Raw genomic sequence first — 18,174 nt, 5'->3', positions numbered from 1 at the left:
ACGATGCCCGGTGTGCGGCAAGGGCTTCGTCCCAAACCACCCCCACTGGCGAGATCAGACACCTGACGACGGACCCGACACCGGGGCTTATCGGGGCCGTCAACCCGCCCACGTCTCTCCCCGCCTCATCGATCACACTCAGGGCTCTTCTGGTTCTGAGCCTCAGGTAACCTGCCCCTCAATCGATAGACATCGTGGCGGGCTCCCCAGATCAGGCGATGCAGCAGCGCGGAAAAGCATCCGAGCCGAGCAGCCCTCAGCCGAGTCCAGGAAGACCGTAAGTGGGAAAACCTTGGGAGCCTGGAAAAGGTGCGGTCGCGCCATTCCCTCGCGCCTTTCTTCATTTCGCTGATCGTCGTGTGGTGAGTGCGGGATACACATCCCTTGGGGCAAAGAGAGTTCCCCTTCCGTCGGGCGGGACGAGCCAGGAAAGCCCGGTCACCGTCCGGCCGGGGTCGGGCACGGCCAGCCAGGTCCCGGTCGTCAGATACCGAGCGGCTCGCTCCAGCCTCGCTGCGGGGCTGCCTGGAGTCATCAGGAGCACGAGTTCCTGACGCCTGCTGTTGCGGAGCACTGGGCCGGTCGTGGGGTGCCCGCGGCGGGCGTAGGCGTTCAGCAGGCTGTGCCCCAGCGTCTCCGGAACTGCCAGGGCGTCCCAGAGCCGCCCCGCCGGCAAGAGCACCACACCCCGTTCGCTCAGTCGCCACTCACGCAGACACGCGGATGGGTCATCACAGGCAGAGGCCAGCCACCGAGCCGACCACAAAGAGGGATTCATCTGCTACCTCGTTCCCGGGATCAGCCCACGAAGTGGACGACTATCCCGGACCAGGAGCGGCACGGACAGGGAGGCGGAACGTGGCGGATTCAACCGGCCGATTCTTGTGATGTGTCAGAGGTTGTCAAACCTGCTGAGCCACCGCCGGAGCGCGATATGGGTGGTGTCGTCCAGCGTGCACAGGGCCTCGATGGCGTCGAGGTCGCCCGGCAGGGGCGCGATACCTGCCGCGGTTAGAGCGGCATGCAGCTCCAGCCGGCGGCGGTCGGCCGGCTCCAGGCGAACGGACAGACGACCCGAAGGCTCAGGCGCCGGCAGCGGGTAGTCGACGAACCCCAGGGAACCGCTGGCCCTCGACGTCTCCTCGTAATTGTCGTCGACGAACGCGCCAGGGAAGCGGTACGGGTCGAGATCCACCAGCGCGCCCGGAGCCGTGGCAAGCGCTTGAAGCCCAGTCATGAGTACCTCCTCAGTCGTCGTGCAACTGCCAAGGACGACGGCACGGTGACTGAAGACAGTTGCGACACCAGCCCGACATCCACCCGGATGACCCCTACGCCATCTCGTCACAAGTGAGATGACCCGACGGATGCGGCCGACAGCGGATGGACTTGACCGGACCGGGCTCCCCGAAAGCGGTGACGCCGCGGCGGGCCTGGTGGTGCTTGTACGGCACCACGACACAGAAGTAGATGACCGCCATGAAGATGATGAAGTAGATCAGGGCCGAGATGAACTGGCCCAGGTCGAGGTAGGTCGCTTCGTTCCCCTCCTCGCCGAGCTGCCACCCGAGCCCGGCGGGCTTGCCGCCCTGAAGCCGGGCGACGACCGGGTTGATCACATAGTCGGTGAACGCTTTGATCAGCGTCGAGAAGGCCAGCGCGATGACCAGTCCGACGGCGATGGTGATGATGTCACCACGCATGAGGAAGTTCTTGAAGCCTTTGAGCACGGTCCGCTCCCTTTCCTGACGCCCGGCGCATGGCGCATCGGCTCAGCTCAGCACGCTGAGCGCGAGCTGTGAGGCAGCGGGGGGGGGAGCCGCTGCGGGAAAGACCGCACGGATGGCGGCAGTGGGGCCGCTGCGAATGCGGGCACGCCACGCACAAAGGAGATGTACGCATTACCGCGACAGGGCGCACCCGCCGTTGCCCCGCGCCGGCCGGGGCGTCCTCGCCCAGCAGGCGCGCAAACCGCGGGCACTGTTGGCCTTCTGGCGCAGGATGGCCGGGACGACCGCGAGGAACGCCAGTCCCACGGCGGAAGCACGCCAATCATGTCCTGCGGCCCCAACGAAACCGCCCCGACGTGCGCCGCCCTCCTGCGGCGGGCCACCGCCCGGTTCGCGTCCCTGGGCATCACCGTCGAACGCGTCTGACCGACAACGGCTGGGCCTACAGCAAGAACACCTGGCGTGATGCCTGCCGAGACCTGAGCATCAGCCCACGATGGACCAGGTCCTGGCATCCGCAGACCAACGGCCGAGCGCTTCCACCGCACCCTGCTCAAGGAATGGGCCTCCATCGGGCCCTACACTCATTCGCCCCCACCCCAGCACCCCGCCGCACCCCGGGCGATCGGATTACTCCCGCTCCTGGTCCTGGTCCCGCTCCGGGTCCCGGTCCCTCTTCTTCCTCTCGCGCTCCCGCTCGACGGACTCCACCAGGCTCTCGGGCTCGTAGATCGCCTCCAGAACCCAGAAGAGCCCCTCGGAGGAGGCTTCATCACCCATGGGGGTCCCATCGATGAGCGACCGCACGAATTCAGCGGCCTCGTACGTCGCGGAAATCCACGCCTCCAGTTCCCGCTGGTTGACAGGGACTGTGAGCGCATTGCGCCACGCGACCGGATTGGCACCGATCTGTGCCGCCCACAGGACGCCCGCGACGAGGGCGATCGCCGATCCGTCGAAAGCCTCGTCACGGAAGAGGGTGCCTCCTTCCCCCTCCTCGTCCGCCACCAGTGCCCCGGCCACGGCCTGGTTGAGCACCCTGTGCAGCAGCATGTCGGCGACCGACATCGAGAGGGGGTATTCGCTCTGGCCGTCCTCCTCTTCGAAGGTGACCCTCCCGAAGGGGTACTTCATGCGGATCACGGTGAACAGGGACCTCAGCAGAGTGGCGAGCCCACCGGCGATCCGCCGCCGGTCCATCGCCATGACCGAGGAACGGTCCGGCAGCAGCGCGTCCCCACCGGGCAGCAGCCCCTCGATGATCCTGGTGGCCGTGACCACATCGCCGGGCACCTCCAGCGGAGGGACCGCTGCCAGCGCCAGCCGGGCGGCGTCCTCGGCGCCGACGAGGACGCCACGTGACGGCCGTGCCGGGTGAGGCGTACCGGTCTGCCGTCCGCCTCCACCTCGCTCACCAGCGTCGGCAGCAGCCGGCGCGCTTCGCGGATTCCGAGCCCGGGTTCCAGGTCTTCGTTCAAGGCACATCCCAGGGTGCGTCGTGCGCGGACATCTCTCACGTCCTCTAGCGCTCCGCCCCCGCGCGGTCAAGAGGGGGGTGCGGCCGGCTGTGTACACAGGGCTGTTTGCCGGGCGGCTCTTCGCGGCGCCACTCTGCGGAAGAGGGAAAGAGCGGAATCCGGAGTCCGCTCCCTCCCTCTCCACCGCTGGGTGTCGATTGAAAAGGAGAGGCGGTCGGATGCGTTGGTCCACGCGGACCTGGCTACTTCGGAGCGGACGGAACGTCCGCAGGATGGCCGGGATCGGAATCGCGGTAATCGCGGCAGCTCAGGGATTTCTCTTCTGGTTCTCGCCGCCACTCGCCGGGGCGGTCGCGGCCTCGACGGCGCTGTACTTCGGCTTGCTCAGTGTCGTGAAGGGTGATCGCAGGGGAGCCGCCGGGCCCCCAGAGCAGGCGGCCGTGGAGGCGGAGCCGGGGCGGGTCTCGCCTGAGCCGCGCCGCCCGGGCACCGCACCTCTCCCTCGTAGCCCTTCGGGCACGGGAGGTGCCCCCAGCGTTGTCGAGGCTCCCGAGTACGTCCAGTACGCGGAAGCCTCTCCGCCTTGCGACGCACAGCACCGGACGACACGGGCTTGACCGGCAAGATCCGAAAGAGACGGCCTAGCCTCGCCGTTTGACTTGGTGTGGGGCCGGTGTCTGTGCGGTAACGCGAAAGCGCCTTCTGAGCTGGGACGGTGAACCTTATCGAGGGGTTCTGTCGGTCCAGACGGAAGGCACTTTCTGCGTGCAGGGTATCGGTTCGCGTCCCAAGCTCCATGTCTCCGCTGACGGTGCAGGGGTGGTGGGTCACGCCGGGGCACGGTTGCTGGCGGATCTTGCCGATGCAACCGGGCTGACCACCGCGTACTCCACCGCGTTGGCACCACTTCGGCCACGCGAGACCGGGCATGATCCGGGCCGGATCGCCGTCGATCTCGCGGTGATGCTCGCCGACGGAGGCGAGACGATCACGGAACTGGCCGTTCTGCGGGACCAGCGCGAGGTGTTCGGCCCGGTCGCCTCCACGCCGATGGCCTGGCGGCTGCTGGCCGCCATCGACGAACGGGTACTAGACCGGCTGCGATCAGCCCGCGCCCAAGCCCGGGAGGTGGCCTGGCTGCAGGCCGCTGAGCGGGGCGAGGGCATACCCGCAGCCCGGGCCGGGGGACGTGCACTGCCTGGGCTGGTCCTGGATCTCGACGCCACGCTGATCACCTGCCACTCGGAGAAGGATCAAGCTGCCCCGACCTACAAGTCTCGGCTACCCAGCAGCCGCAACTGAAACGGCGAGGCTAGGACGCCTTCACTACCGGGTCCTTCACCAGTGGCCTGTTCTCGCACCCCAGGGCTTCCGTGACCTCGTGCGTCATCAGATAGAGGAAGGTGAGCTGGCGGGCCTTCATCTCCTGGTCCACGTCCTTGCCTCGATTGACCGTGAGCGTGGCGTCGGCGCGGAGCACGGCTTTGCGCGAAGGTTCGCTGAGCTCACCACCCAGAGCGCACGGAACCCGGAGCTCCGCGGCAAGGTCTTGGCTTTCTCCCCTGACACCACTCACGTCGTAGAGCGAACCGGCCTGCGCACGGGGTGCCCACTCTCCTCGGCAGGGGCCCATGCGAAGCCGAGAACCACACGTTCGCCGCTGTCCTCCGGGAGGAAGGTGCACAAGTAGGCAGGGGATGTACCGAACTTCTCCTGCCGTTCCTGCACGTCCTCTTTGAGCCCGGCACAAAGCGCCGTTCCGACATGATGACGATTGTTTTGAAATCGTCCGTACCGAGCACGTGGCGCAACGATTCACCCGCATCGGAGTCGGCGGGCTGACCGCACATTCCTTCGACCCGGGTGTCGGAGCCCCCCCGACGAGCAGGCGGAGCAGCCAGCACGAGCGCCACAGCGGCCGCGGACCGCGTAAGAGTCCGAGTGCGATGCGTACGCCGTGTCATGAGCGCCATTGTTCGGAATCCTTCCATTTCCCCGGCCGGGAAGGGGTCCCGTTCCGTCCTCACCCGCCGAACAGTGCGACATTCCGGGAGCGGCATTTTCCGTCGGCAAGCCGGTGGCCTCCTCGCGGAACTGCCCATCGCCCCCCACCGACGTCGCCCGCGTCCCACCGCGTCCGCCCTGCGGTGATGCCCAGCCGCAGGGCGCCCCCCTGCCGTCTCCCTACGGCCCCCTCACCCTCCCCCCGCCCTCCTCGGGGGGTGACAAGGGTTTTCCCCGTATCGGGTTCATCTCGCCTTTCCCTACTGTCTGCCGCACCGGCAGATCCCATCCCCCGAACCACGCCCCCCGCAGGTGATCAGGTCGCCTGTCAGGTGCATGAGGGGACGAGGGTGGTGTCCGCCGGTGACGGCCTTGACCCGGGCCGTCGCGCCGGTGGCGGCGCACGGGCCCCCCAAGCCCAGGGACCGGCGGACCGCAACCCCACGTCGCACCCCGTTCCCGCGCCGCCGCCACTGCTCCGCACCTACGTCGTGCTTGAAAGGGAACACCTTGAACAGTTCCAGGCGGAGAGTCATATCCGTCGTGGTCGCGAGTGCCGCGATCGTCGGCGCCGCTGCCACCTCCACCGGGGCGTTCGCCGCCGCCCCGGCCGCTGCGACCCCGAAGCCGGCTCCGGCTTCCCAGACGATGACCGCGCTTCCCAGCGCCCCGGTCGAGAAGGTCATCGTCACCTACAAGTCCAAGACCGCCGAGGCCGGTTCGAACGCCGCCGCCAAGAGCGACGCGGCCGCCAAGGGCACCGAGACCGGCGAGAGCCTCTCCTTCGAGCGCCGCCTCGCCGGCGGTGCCGCGCTGGTCGACCTGGGTGACAGCGCCACGAAGCAGGACGTCACCGAGGTCATGGACGCCTTCCGTGCCGACCCCTCGGTCGCCTCCGTGGAGCCGGACATCCGCGCGTACGCGATGGCGGTCACCCCGAACGACACGGACTACACCAAGCAGTGGGACCTCTTCGAGGCCACCGGCGGCATGAACGTTCCGCCCGCCTGGGACAAGACGACCGGCTCCGGTGTCACGGTCGCCGTGATCGACACCGGCTACGCGGCCCACTCGGACCTGGCGACCAACGTCGTCGCCGGCTACGACTTCATCTCCACCTCCGCCGACGCCCGCGACGGCAACGGCCGTGACGCGGACGCCAAGGACGAGGGCGACTGGAACGCGACCGACAACGAGTGCGGCCTCGGCTCCAAGGCCTCCAACTCCTCCTGGCACGGCACCCACGTGGCCGGCACCATCGGCGCGGTCACCAACAACACCAAGGGCATCGCGGGCATCGCGTACAACGCGAAGATCCAGCCCGTGCGCGTCCTCGGCAAGTGCGGCGGTTCCTCCGCGGACATCGCCGACGCCATCACCTGGGCGTCCGGCGGCACCGTGCCGGGCGTCGCCGCCAACGCGACCCCGGCGAAGGTCATCAACCTGAGCCTGGGCGGCGCCAGCTCCACCTGCCCGAGCGTCTACCAGAACGCGATCAACGGCGCCGTCTCGCGCGGTACCACCGTCGTCGTCGCCGCGGGCAACAGCAACGCCAACACCTCCGGCTTCACCCCCGCGAACTGCTCGAACGTCATCACCGTGGCGTCCACCAGCCGCGAGGGCAACCGTTCGTTCTACTCGAACTACGGCACCATCGTGGACGTGGCCGCGCCGGGCGGCGAGACCCGCCGCGCGACCGACACGCCCGGCACCGTCACCACCCCCGAGAACGGCATCTACTCCACGCTGAACTCGGGTACGACGACCCAGTCGGCCGAGAACTACAAGCCCTACCAGGGCACTTCGATGGCCGCGCCGCACATCGCCGGCCTCGCCGCCCTGTTGAAGTCGGCGAAGAGCAGCCTCACCCCGGCCGAGATCGAGTCCGCCATCAAGGCCAACGCCCGTCCGCTGCCGGGCACCTGCACCGGCGGCTGCGGCACCGGTATCGCCGACACGGCCAAGACCGTGGACGCGGTGACCGGCACGACGCCGCCGGCGGGCAACGTCTTCACCAACGCGACCGACGTGACGATCTCCGACAACACCACCGTGTCGTCCTCGATCGCCGTCACCGGCCGCACCGGCAACGCCCCCGCCGCCCTCAAGGTCGGCGTGGACATCAAGCACACCTGGCGCGGGGACCTGGTCATCGACCTGATCGCCCCCGACGGCACGGTGCGCAACCTGAAGGCGTCCAGCGGCTCCGACAGCGCCGACAACGTCCTGACCACGTACACGGTCGACGCGTCGAGCGAGGTCGCCAACGGAACCTGGAAGCTGCAGGTCCGCGACGTGGCATCGGGTGACACCGGCTACATCGACTCGTGGAACCTCACCTTCTAGTTCCCACCTGAACCACCCCCCACATCAGCATCATTGCTGGTCAGCGACGCGCTCGTGGTCTACACCACGGGCGCGTCCTGGCGTGGTGCCCGAGGCCGGCTGTCCGTATGCCGGACAAGAGGCCTGGACTGCGCGCGTACGCTCCGTATTCTCTGCCCCACGGGGCTCACGGGCAGGGCCCGAGGGCCGGAGGGTGGTGGACACGTGACGACAGCGCCGCACCTCCCCCTGCGCCCCGCGGGCGTGGGAGGTCCCCCGGCTCCGGTGGGCCGGGAGGAACTGCTCTCCCGCCTCGAACGTGTCCTGCATACCCGGGGACGCGCCCTGCTCACCGGACCCGCGGGCGTCGGCAAGACCGAGGTGGCTCTCGCGGAGGCGGCCCGCGCGGAAGCCCGCGGCGAAACCGTCCTGTGGCTGCCGACACTTCCGGCCGACCGTGACATTCCGGGCGCGGTGGCCGCCGCGCTCGTCGCCTCGGTGGCCTCGACGGTGACCTGGCCCGGTGCGGCGACCTCCGGCACGATGCTCCCCGCCGCCCCGACGGGCATGTCCGGCCCGACCAGCCTCTCCACCCCGGCCCGTCCGGCCGACGTCGCGGGCCTCCGCGAGATCCCCGCCCCCCGCCCCGAGCTCGCCTCCGGTCCCACGGCCGGCGGTCCCACGGGCGACCGCCTCGGACCCACCGAGGAGCCCGAAGCCCTCCGCGCGGCCGTCGGCCCGGTCACCACCTCAGGCATCTTCGACGGACTGCCCGGACCTCAGCGGACCGCCGTCGCCATGCTCTGCCGCGAGGCGCCGCTACACGACGGCGGTTGGGACCCGATCGCCCTGCGTCTCGGCATCGCCCAGATCCTGCGTGCCCTCACCGCCCGCGGCCCCGCTCTGCTCGTCGTCGACGGCGTGCAGCACATCGACGCGGACAGCGCCGACCTGCTGCGCTTCGCCCTCCATCTCGCCCCGCCCGCGCTGCGGGTCGTCGCGGTCGAGACCCCGGAGGCGTACGGCTCCGAGGACGTGCACGACACCCACCTGTGGGTGCCGTCGGAGGCCGACATCCTGCTCGTACCGGCGCTACACGCCGACGAGATCGCCGCGCTGCTCATCCACCACCGGTTGCCGTCCCGGATGGCGGGCCGCATCCACAAGGCGAGCGGCGGCAACCCTCGCCTCGCGCTCGCCGTGGGCCGCTCGCTGGCCGACGCCCGCACCCCGGTGCACCACGCCGAGGCGCTCACACTCTCCGGGCGGGCCCGCGATCTGGCCCGGCAGCTCCTCGGCACGGCGCCGCCCGACGTCCGCGAGACGCTGCTGTTCGCCGCGCTGGCGCTGCGCCCGACGGCGGCACTGATACGCCGGGCCGGACGGCCGAACGCGGAGGCGGACCTCGCGGCCGCCGAGCGAGCCGACCTGGTCTCCCTCGCCGAGGACGGCACGGTCGCCTTCACCGCCGGGCTGCTCCCTTCCACCCTGGTCCACGACGCCTGCTGGGCCGAGCGCAGCGCCGGGCACGCCGCGCTCGCCGGGGTCGTCGACGACTCCGTCGAAGCGGTACGGCACCGGGCGCTGGCCACCGACATCCCCGACGAGGCCCTCGCCGCCGAGGTCGCCGCCGCCGCCGATCTCGCCCGGCGCCGCGGCAACAGCGCACTCGCCGCCGAACTGGCCCTGCTCGCCGCCGAGTCGACCCCGGTCCAGCACGGAGCGCAGCGGATCGGACGGCTCGTCGACGCCGCCGAGGAGGCCGCCCGGGCCGCGCGGGCCGACCTCGCGATGCGGGCGGCGAGCGATCTGCTGGCCCGGGACGCGGCCCCGTCCGACCGGGTACGCGCCAGGCTCGCCGTCCTCGACACCGCGGGCCAGGGCCTCACCGGGCTCGACGAGATGTACGTCCACGCGATGGAGGACTCCGAGGGCGACACCGCGCTCCGGGCGGGCGTGCTGCTCAGGCTGGCCGTCAAGTACGTGCTGGCGGACGGGGATCCACTGCGCTCACGGGCCGCGGCCGTCGAATCCGCCGCGCTGGCGGCCTCGATGGGCGATCCCCGGACGGCCGCCCAGGCCCTGACCGTACAGGCGCGGATGGACCGGGCACTGGGAGCCTCGGACGCGGAGTCGGTGCTCGCCCAGGCCCGCGGCCTGGAGATGGCCGAGCGTCCGCTCGGAATCCGCAACGCCGCCCAGATCCTGACGATCCGTCACGCCCTTTTCGACGACCGGCTGATCGACGCCCGGGACCAGCTGAACGCCCTCCTTCCGCTGGTGCAGCGGCGTGGTTCGGTGGAGGACACCATCGAGCTGTTCTCGACGCTGGCCGCGATCGAGTCGCGCATCGGGGCGTGCCCGGCGGCACTCGTCCATGCCGGTCAGTCCCTGGCACTGACCCTGGAGGCGGGCCTCTCCCCCGGTCCCGCCTGGTACACGCTGGCGCTCGCGGAGACGGCCGGCGGAAGCTTCGGGCGGGCGGCGAGCTATGCGCGGCGCAGCGTCCAGGCCTCGGAGGAGGAGGGCGACCGGGTCTTCCTCTCCCGCAGCCTGTACGCGCTGGGCCGCGTCCAGTTGGTCAACGGGGACGTCGCCTCGGCCCTGGAGACCCTGCGGCGGGTGCAGGCCAACGAGCGGGCCCAGTCGACCGTCGACCCGTCGATGCTGCGCTGGCACGAGGAGCTGGCCGAGGCGCTGCTCGCCAACGACGCGGCGCGGGAGGCGGCGGAGCTGCTGGCCGAGGTGCGTCCGGTCGCGGAGCGGCTGGGCCGTACGACGGTACTTCTCGGCTGCGACCGGGCGTACGCGCAGTATCTGGCGACGTGCGGGAAGACGGACGAGGCGGCGGAGCTGCTCGCCCGCACCGCCGAACGGTTCGCCGAGGCCGGGCTGCCGCTGGAGCACGGCAGGGCGCTGATCGCGCTGGCGCGGGTGGAGCGGCGGCGGCGTCGCCGGTCGGCGGCGCACAGCGCCCTCCAGTCGGCGGCGGTCGTGTTCGAGCGCGCCGGAGCGGCTCCCTGGCTGGCCCTGACGAGCGAGACGCCCGCGACCGAGGAGGCCCCGTCGGCGCTCTCCTCTCTGACGGACGCGGAGCTGCGGCTGGCGCACCTGGTCGGCCAGGGGGCGAGCAACCAGGAGGCGGCGGCCAAGCTGTATCTGAGCGTGAAGACGGTCGAGGCGCGCCTCACCCGGATCTACCAGAAGCTGGACGTCCGCTCGCGGGCGCAGCTGGCGACCGCGCTCCGCGGCTGACGCGACCAGGACCGTCCGACGGTCACACCGTGAACGGCTTCTGGCCCAGGAACGCGGATGTGGGGTTTCCCGTCGTGTAGAGGTTCGGGCTCTGCGTGGATGGCAGCTTGCCCTGGATCGCGCGGTGGAAGGGCCGGTATCCGCCCCGGAAGGCGCCCTCGCCCCAGACGCCGAGCAGCGCCTCGGTGAAGGCACCGTTGACCGGGCCGTCGGAGGCGACCTGGTTGTCCTGGCAGGCCGAGATGAGGATCGCCGGCGGTCCGGCGGCCTCTCCGTCGGGGGAAGCCTTCCGCAGGGAGCGCTGCAGCTCCTCGAAGAACGCCTTGTCCCGCTCGAAGATCTCCTGCTGCTTCGGTACGGGCATCAGCCGGATGCCGGTCTCGGGCTGGGCCGCTCCGGGCAGCTCGATGGCGCTGCCGCTGTGGCAGCAGTCGAGCAGGGCGAAGATCCGGACGCCGTCGGCGAAGCCCCGGAACTCCTGGTGCAGCTCGTCGTCGAGGAACTGCCGGTCGTACAGCACGAGGGTCTCGTCGAGTTGGTCCGGTTCGTCGTCCGGCCCGGTGACGTCGGGCATCTGCCCGCCGTGACCCGAGTAGGTGAAGAGCAGGATGTCGTCGGGGGCGAGCTTGGCCGCCGCCTGGCGCAGCGCCGCGGTCACGTTGTCGACGGTGCAGTCGGCGGTCAGCAGGACGGTGTCGGAGAAGCCCGCGGCGCGGGCGATCCTGGCCATGTCGTGGGCATCGTTCTCGCAGGCCACGAGGGCGCCGTCCCAGCCGTCGTAGGCATCGGGGTCGACCTTGTTGAGTCCTACGTGGATGGACAGTCCGGCGGGCATGGGGTGCCTCCTAGGGGGTGAGGGAGGGTGGCTCCGGGAGGCGGCTGATCGAGTGGCCTGCGGCCCGGTGCCGAGCGCGACCCTTCATGCGCGGTACTTACATCGTATGAAACAGACCGATCCCCCGTCCTCTCCACCGCCTCCCCGAGCGGGCGGACCCCGCCGGGATTCGCTCGCCGACCGGACCGGATACGACGAGAACTTCCTCGGTCCCGTCGTGCCGCTGCCCGTGCCCGTCCGCACCTCGGTGGAGACGGTGACGCTCCCGTACACCCACTTCACCGTGGTCTTCCGGCCGGACCGGCGGCTCGCCGCCTCGACCGCGGTCTGCATCGAGGGCTCGCAACTCGCCGAGGACGTACCCCGGGACGACGTCTGGGAGTTCGACCCGCGACTGCCCGAGGAGCACCAGGCCGGCAACGACATCTACCGGAACAACAGCCTGGACCGTGGGCATCTGGTGCGCAGGCTCGATCCGGTGTGGGGCACGCCTGCGGTGGCCGGCCGGGCCAACACCGACACGTTCCACTACACGAACGCCGCCCCGCAGTCGGACGTCTTCAACCAGGGAAAGCAGCTCTGGCAGGGCCTGGAGAACTATCTGCTCGACCACGCGGCCGAGTTCGACCGGAAGCTGACCGTGCTCACCGGTCCGGTGCTGCACGACTCGGACCCGCCCTACCGGGGGGTGCAGGTGCCGCTGCGCTTCTGGAAGGTGGCCGCGTTCATGCAGGACGGGGCGCTGGCATCGACCGCGTACGTCCTCGACCAGAGCCCCGATCTGAGCCGGGACGCCGAACGGGCGCTCGCCGGCGCGAAGGCGGGCGCGCCGCCGCCGCTCGGCCCGTACCGGACGTACCAGGTGCCGGTCTCGGACATCGCGGAGATCACCGAGTTGGAGTTCGGGCCGCTGCCCGATGTCGATCTGATGCCGCCGACGCGGGCGCCGGAGGACCGCTGGCGGCGGCTGGAGTCGTTCGACGACATCGCGATGCAGGGCTGACCCGGCCGCCGGTCCGCCGGTGGATCGCCCGTTTGCCACGGTCCCTGCCCGGTGAAACGATTGTGCTGGCAGGTTTCAGTCAGTCAGTCAGTCCGTCCCCGGCTTCCCGGAGGGACGGCCGGGCAGGTGCCGTATGCCGCTCAGCGAAACGGAATGGGGGCTCGTCACGAGCTGGGTGCGGGAGTACCTTCTCGACACCCCCGATCCCCTCACCCGACTGCGGCACAGTGGCCTCTCGCAGGATTTCGTCGCGGATCTCGAGCTCACGCCGGACCGCGACGAGAACGCGCGGACGGTCGTCCGCGCCGCGCGCCGGGATGTCGCCCACCAGCGCCGGCTCCTCGACGTGCTGGCCGGGCTCGACGCCCTCACCGGCGCGGGCAACGCCGAGGCGAGGATCCTGCTGACACGGCTGCGGGAGGACGAGGCGGTGCTGCACTCCGCTCAGGACCCCTTCCGCACCCTCGTCCTCGCCAACGGGACCGAGGTGTTCATCGACCGGCACGAGCTGCGCGAGAAGCTCCGCGCGTTCGTCGCCGACCCGGAGCAGACGGTCCTGGTCGTGGACGGCGAGCCTGACAGCGGGCGCTCGTACTCGTACCACCTCATCCGGCATCTCGGGCAGCACTGCGGCTTCCGTCCGGTACGGGTGACCCTCTCGCGCACCTCGACCGCCGCGCGTCTGGTGGAGCGGCTCGACGACTTCGTGGCCCCTCCCGGTGCGGACCGGATGCCGTTGAACCCCACACAGTTGAACGATCCACTGCCCGCGATCGACGACGCCGTGCACCGGATCGTCAGCCGGGCGACCGCCTCCGAGGAACAGTTCTGGCTGGTCCTCGACGAGTGCGACAAGCTCGATCCGAACGCGGACGTCTGGGACTGCATCGGCAAACTGGCACTCGCCGTCTACGAGCACACACCGGCACGGAAGGACGCCGCACCCCGGCTCGTCCTCCTGGGCTACTCGCCCACAATGCGCCAACTCCCCTACGACATACGCAAGAACGAGTGCCGGGACACGGCCCGCGTCGTCGAGGAGGACGATCTGCGGGAGTTCTTCCGGGAGTTCTTCACCCAGGAGCGCCCAGCGTCGGACGCCGCGGCGATACCCGCGCTGGTGGACGTGGCGGTGACCGAGGTCCTCCGGGCGGTCGACATCCCTGGTTCCGCCGACAGTTACATGCGCCGGGTGTGCACGGCGGTGGAGGAGACGGTACGCCTCTCGCGCTCCCTCACCCCCGGCGGCGACCTCACGGGAGTGCTCCACCGAGGCATGCGGGACACGACCGGGTCTCCCCCGCCCGCACCCGCCGATCTGCGCGCCGCCTACCGGGAGGCGGCCTGCCTCCTCGACGCCTTCGACCCCACCCGGCTGCGGCTGCCGGACGAGAGCGGGCCCACGGGGCGGGCCGCCCTCGCCCTCGTCGACGACTGCACGGCCCTGCCCTCGCACTCCTCGCCGTCCTGGACCCTGAAGCCGGAGATCCGCGAGCTGACGCTGAGCGGACTCGCGGGCCCCGAGGCCGCCCGGCGCGCCCTGGAGGCCAACATCGCGCTCGTCCCGGAAGGTCCCGGCCCCGAGCGCGCTGCGCTCGCCCTGCTGTCCGGCGTGCTGCCCGACGCGGCCACGGACGCTCCCGCCCCGTCCGGGGCGCCTCCGGACCTGTCGAAGGGCTCTCCAGACCTGTCCGGCGGCTCTCGGGACCTGTCCCCGGGCCTGTCGGGGGTCGCATCCGACCTGTCGGGTGTCGCTCCGTCCGGTGTCGCTCCGCCCCCAGGACTGCCGCAGGGCGTCGAAGGGCTCGCGGACACGCTGCAGGCCGTGCTGTGGCTGAGTCGGGTCCCCGGCACGGCCGGGCTGCCCGATGTGGACGACGTACAGCACCGCCTGGAGCGGGCCCGTCTGCTACAGCCGCTGGAGCGGCTGATCCGGGAGACCGTCCACGGGCGGCAGCGCGAACTCGACTCCCTGCGTTCCTACATCGACCTGCCCGCGGAGCCCGCCGAGCCACCCGTCCTCATCCACGGCGTGGGGGGCGTCGGCAAGAGCACGCTGCTCGCCAAGTTCCTCGTCGACAGCCTCCACGACTCGCCCGCCGGATTCCCCTTCGTCTACATCGACTTCGAGCGGCCGACGCTCTCCATCCACGAACCCGCCACCATGATCGCCGAGTTCGCCCGCCAGCTCGGCATCCAGTACTCGCGCCACCGCGCCGCGTTCGACGCACTCGCGGACGAGTGCGAGGAGACCGCCGCCTCCCAGCGGGGCGAACGCAACCAGCTGGACGAGCTGTTCCAGCTGTCCACCACGCGCGCGACCCTCGGCCGCGACTACTCCGCCGGGTTCCACTCCCGGGCCAGCGCCCGCGAGCAGGAGCTCGCGCAGAAGGTGGCCGAGCTCGTCGCCGAGGCCGTGCGCGGTCCGGCGGGCGCGATGGACCCGCCGCTGGTCATCGCCCTCGACTCCTTCGAGGAGGCGCAGTACCGCGGTTCACCTGTCGTCGGCCGTATGTGGGCGATCTGGACCGCCCTGCGCGCCGCCTACCCACGGCTGCGGTACATCGTCTCCGGACGGGCCCCCATCGACCACCCCGCCAGGGTCCTCACCCTCCGCACCATGGAGCTCGGCGAACTGGACCAGCAGGCCGCCGTCGACCTGCTGATGGCCTCCGGCGTGGAGGACGAGTCGGTGGCACGGGACCTCGCCGACCGGGTCGGCGGCCATCCCCTCAGCCTGAAGCTGGCCGCCCGGACCGCCGTGATCCTGGGTGCGCGGTCCGAGTCACTCGGCGACCTCCTGTCGAGCCTGCCCTCGCGCAAGCGCTGGTTCCACCACCAGGTCGACCAGATGCTCATCCAGGGCACGCTGTACGACCGGATCCTGAAGCACATCGCGGACGACGCGGTCCGCGACCTGGTGCAGGCGGGTCTGGCCCTGCGGTTCATCACCCCGGAGCTGATCCAGGACGTCCTCGCGGAGCCCGCCGGACTCCATGTCACCTCGCCGCAGGAGGCCCGCGCCCTCTTCGGACGGCTGGTCTCGCGGGCCGACCTGATGGAGTCGGCGGGGCCGCAGGCCGTACGGCACCGGGCGGATCTGCGCTCGATCATGCTGAGGCTCTCCGACAGCGCGCGTACGGATCTGATGCGGGCCGTCGACCATCGCGCGGTGGAGTTCTACTCCGCCCGCGAAGGCGCCGCCGCCCGCGCCGAGGAGATCTACCACCGGCTCCGTCTCGGCCAGAACCCCCGTGCGGTGGAACGGCGTTGGCAGTCCGGCGTCTCCGGGCACCTGGTCGGGGCGGACCGGGACATGCCGGCCCGTTCGGCCGCCTTCCTGCTGGGGAAGATCGGCGGACACGTACCGGACCGGATCATGGCCGAGGCCGACCAGGAGGACTGGGAGCGGATCGCCGCGCGGGAGGTCGAGGACCTGCTCACCCAGGGGTACGTGGAGGCGGCGTCGGAGCGGCTGGCCGAACGCCGGCCCTGGACTCCGTGCAGCAGGCTGCACGGGCTCCTGGTGGAGACACTGGCCAGGTCCGGGCGGCTGGCCGAGGCGCGGGAGACGGCCGAGGCGGCCGTGGACCGGGCGGAGGAGGCCGGGTGCTCGGAGATGCAGCTGGAGCTGCTGCAGATCTCGGCCCGTCTCGCCCAGGACGAGGGCGACTTCGCGGACGCCGACCGCGATCTGCAGGAGGCGGAGGACCTGGCGGCCGGCCTCGGCCTCGCCCATGAGTCGATGGGCGTCCTGGTCGCCAGGTCACGGCTGGCCGTGCTCTCCGACGAGAACTCCGCCGAGACGGATGCCCGTCTCGCCGGCGCCCTGCGCGGTATGCCCGACGCGGAGCTGGCCCGGCAGCCGGCCCTGGCCCGGGCCGCGGCCGCCACGGCCTCCCGGGTCGATCCGCAGCTCCTGGAGCACACTCTGCGGCTCGTGGGGCTCCCGGCCGACGACGAGGCGGTGGTCGACGCCCTCGCCCGCTGGATCGAGACCGCCATGGTCGACGAGCCACAACTGCGTGAACCCCTGACGCGGATCCTGGAATCGGCGGCGGGAGCCTCGCCACAGGCGCCCACGGCAGGAGCAGTGGGGCCCGGTGCCGTGGGCTCACCCGCCATGCCGTACGCGACGGTGGAGCAGGCCCTGTGGGAGGCGCACAGGCGCGGCACCCTGGACAGCCTCGCGTGGCGGGCGCTCATGCTCCGCGACCGGAGCGGCGACCTGGTCGAGGGGGTGGCGGCCGCCATCGGCGCGAGTTCCCCCGCCCGCGGCCCGCTCACGGAACCGGGCGCGGCCGGGAGCGGCACGGGGCTGTGGTCGCAGCCGCCGCCCGACTCGGCCGAAGCGGCGGTGCGCAGCGATCCGTACCTCTCCCCCGAGGACGTCGTACGGGTCCGCAACGCCGCGCTGGAGACCGGGCTCGCCGAGGCCACCGTCCGCCCCCTGCTGTTCGCGGGCATCACCGCGCACTTCCGGGCGAGCCTGCCCACGATGGACACCCCGCTGCGCCAGCTCCACTCCGACCTGCACACGATGAACCAGGTGGAGCGGCTGATCGACGGGACGGTGCCGCTGGAGGTCTGGCTGCGCAACGCCATCGCGCAGACCGTCGAGGCGGGCCCGCTGACCGTGCTCCAGCGCGCCCTGGACGACGTGGCGCGCGACGCGGCGGGAGAGCCGGACCTGCCACCGGAGATGATGCCCGGCGAGACCAAGGAGGAGATCATCTTCCGGGACGACACCGTGCCGTTCGAGTTCCTGCACGGCGGCGTCCTGGCCGGCGCCTCGGTGGCGCGTCTGAAGGTCCCGCCGTACGAGTCCGGCCGGCCCCAGCAGCCCGCCTATCCGCACGCCGGTACCGGCTGGATCATCGCCCCGGGGCTGCTGATCACCAACCACCATGTGGTGTACGCCCGTACCCGCTCGCCCGGGGCACGGCCGCAGGTGGCCGAGGAGGATCTCCGGCTCCAGGTGGCCAACTCCCGTTCGCGCTTCGACTACGGCGCCGACGAGACGGAGACCGAGGAGGTGACGGCGGGCGCCCTGATCGCCTGGGACGAGGCGCTCGACTACGCGGTCCTGCGGCTCTCGGACGGGCTGGAGCCGCGGCCGATGCTGCGGATCGCGACCGCGCCGCTGCTGCTGAACGACACGGAACCGGTGGCGGTGAACATCATCCAGCACCCCGGCGGACAGCCCAAGCGGGTCGCGCTGCGCAACAACCTCGTCTTCCAGGCGGACGAGCGCGACGTCCGCTACTTCACCGACACCCGCAGCGGATCGTCCGGTTCACCGGTCTTCACCGACGACTGGACGGTCGTGGCGCTCCACCGCGGCACCCGCCGGATGGAGGAGGTCGACTTCCAGGGCAGGAAGACGGCGTTCGTGAACGTGGGCACGCAGATGAGCCACATCATGGCCCATCTGCGGGAGAACAGCGTGGAGTTGTACGAGGAGATCATCCGAGCGCAGTCGGCCACGGCCCCACAGGACCACGAGTGGGCCGCGTGAGAACCGCCGTATGAGGCCGGGCCTTG

Annotated in this window: 9 protein-coding genes and 2 pseudogenes; 6 read left to right on the top strand and 5 right to left on the bottom strand. The window is 71.0% G+C overall.

The window, feature by feature from the left end; translation table 11 throughout:
• Positions 1-892 precede the first annotated feature (892 nt).
• The gene (locus ACZ561_RS13680) at positions 893-1,237 is read right to left on the bottom strand and encodes a hypothetical protein (protein WP_470993680.1); all 345 of its coding nucleotides are present in this window, start codon (positions 1,235-1,237) and stop codon (positions 893-895) included.
• A gap of 94 nt (positions 1,238-1,331) precedes the next feature.
• On the bottom strand, positions 1,332-1,730 hold the full coding sequence (locus tag ACZ561_RS13675; RefSeq protein ID WP_470993677.1) for a large conductance mechanosensitive channel protein MscL: 399 nt from the start codon (positions 1,728-1,730) through the stop codon (positions 1,332-1,334).
• A 336-nt stretch (positions 1,731-2,066) separates the two neighbouring features.
• On the opposite strand from ACZ561_RS13675, the pseudogene ACZ561_RS13670 reads away from it, so the two are divergent.
• Positions 2,067-2,315 (top strand): annotated as a pseudogene (locus ACZ561_RS13670) (IS481 family transposase); the annotation flags it as partial.
• Between the two features lie 45 nt (positions 2,316-2,360).
• On the opposite strand, the gene ACZ561_RS13665 reads toward ACZ561_RS13670, so the two are convergent.
• Positions 2,361-3,011: a hypothetical protein gene (locus ACZ561_RS13665; protein WP_470994462.1), complete on the bottom strand. Its 651-nt coding sequence runs from the start codon at positions 3,009-3,011 to the stop codon at positions 2,361-2,363.
• Positions 3,012-3,943: 932 nt separating this feature from the next.
• Between ACZ561_RS13665 and ACZ561_RS13660 the strand changes: the two are divergent.
• Positions 3,944-4,483, top strand: a pseudogene (locus tag ACZ561_RS13660) (transposase); the annotation flags it as partial.
• A gap of 37 nt (positions 4,484-4,520) precedes the next feature.
• Here ACZ561_RS13660 and ACZ561_RS13655 read toward each other — a convergent pair.
• Positions 4,521-4,688, bottom strand: coding sequence for a hypothetical protein (locus tag ACZ561_RS13655; protein ID WP_470993674.1), 168 nt, complete (start codon positions 4,686-4,688; stop codon positions 4,521-4,523).
• Between the two features lie 1,172 nt (positions 4,689-5,860).
• Here ACZ561_RS13655 and ACZ561_RS13650 point away from each other — a divergent pair.
• A complete protein-coding gene (locus ACZ561_RS13650; protein ID WP_470994436.1) occupies positions 5,861-7,558 on the top strand; it encodes a S8 family peptidase in 1,698 nt (565 codons plus the stop codon).
• 204 nt (positions 7,559-7,762) lie between these two features.
• Complete coding sequence (locus tag ACZ561_RS13645) at positions 7,763-10,792, top strand: helix-turn-helix transcriptional regulator (RefSeq protein WP_470993672.1); 3,030 nt, start codon at positions 7,763-7,765, stop codon at positions 10,790-10,792.
• Positions 10,793-10,814: 22 nt separating this feature from the next.
• On the opposite strand, the gene ACZ561_RS13640 is transcribed toward ACZ561_RS13645, so the two are convergent.
• Entirely contained in the window at positions 10,815-11,627 is an 813-nt protein-coding gene (locus tag ACZ561_RS13640; RefSeq protein ID WP_470993669.1) for a caspase family protein, read from the bottom strand.
• A gap of 106 nt (positions 11,628-11,733) precedes the next feature.
• On the opposite strand from ACZ561_RS13640, the gene ACZ561_RS13635 reads away from it, so the two are divergent.
• Both ACZ561_RS13635 and ACZ561_RS13630 read left to right on the top strand, forming a co-directional pair.
• Complete coding sequence (locus ACZ561_RS13635) at positions 11,734-12,630, top strand: DNA/RNA non-specific endonuclease (RefSeq protein WP_376435805.1); 897 nt, start codon at positions 11,734-11,736, stop codon at positions 12,628-12,630.
• Between the two features lie 133 nt (positions 12,631-12,763).
• Entirely contained in the window at positions 12,764-18,148 is a 5,385-nt protein-coding gene (locus tag ACZ561_RS13630; RefSeq protein ID WP_470993667.1) for a trypsin-like peptidase domain-containing protein, read from the top strand.
• The last annotated feature ends 26 nt before the right edge of the window (positions 18,149-18,174 follow it).

It is taken from the genome of Streptomyces sp. NPDC039609 (assembly GCF_055596705.1).
This window is presented reverse-complemented; position numbering and strand designations above follow the sequence as displayed.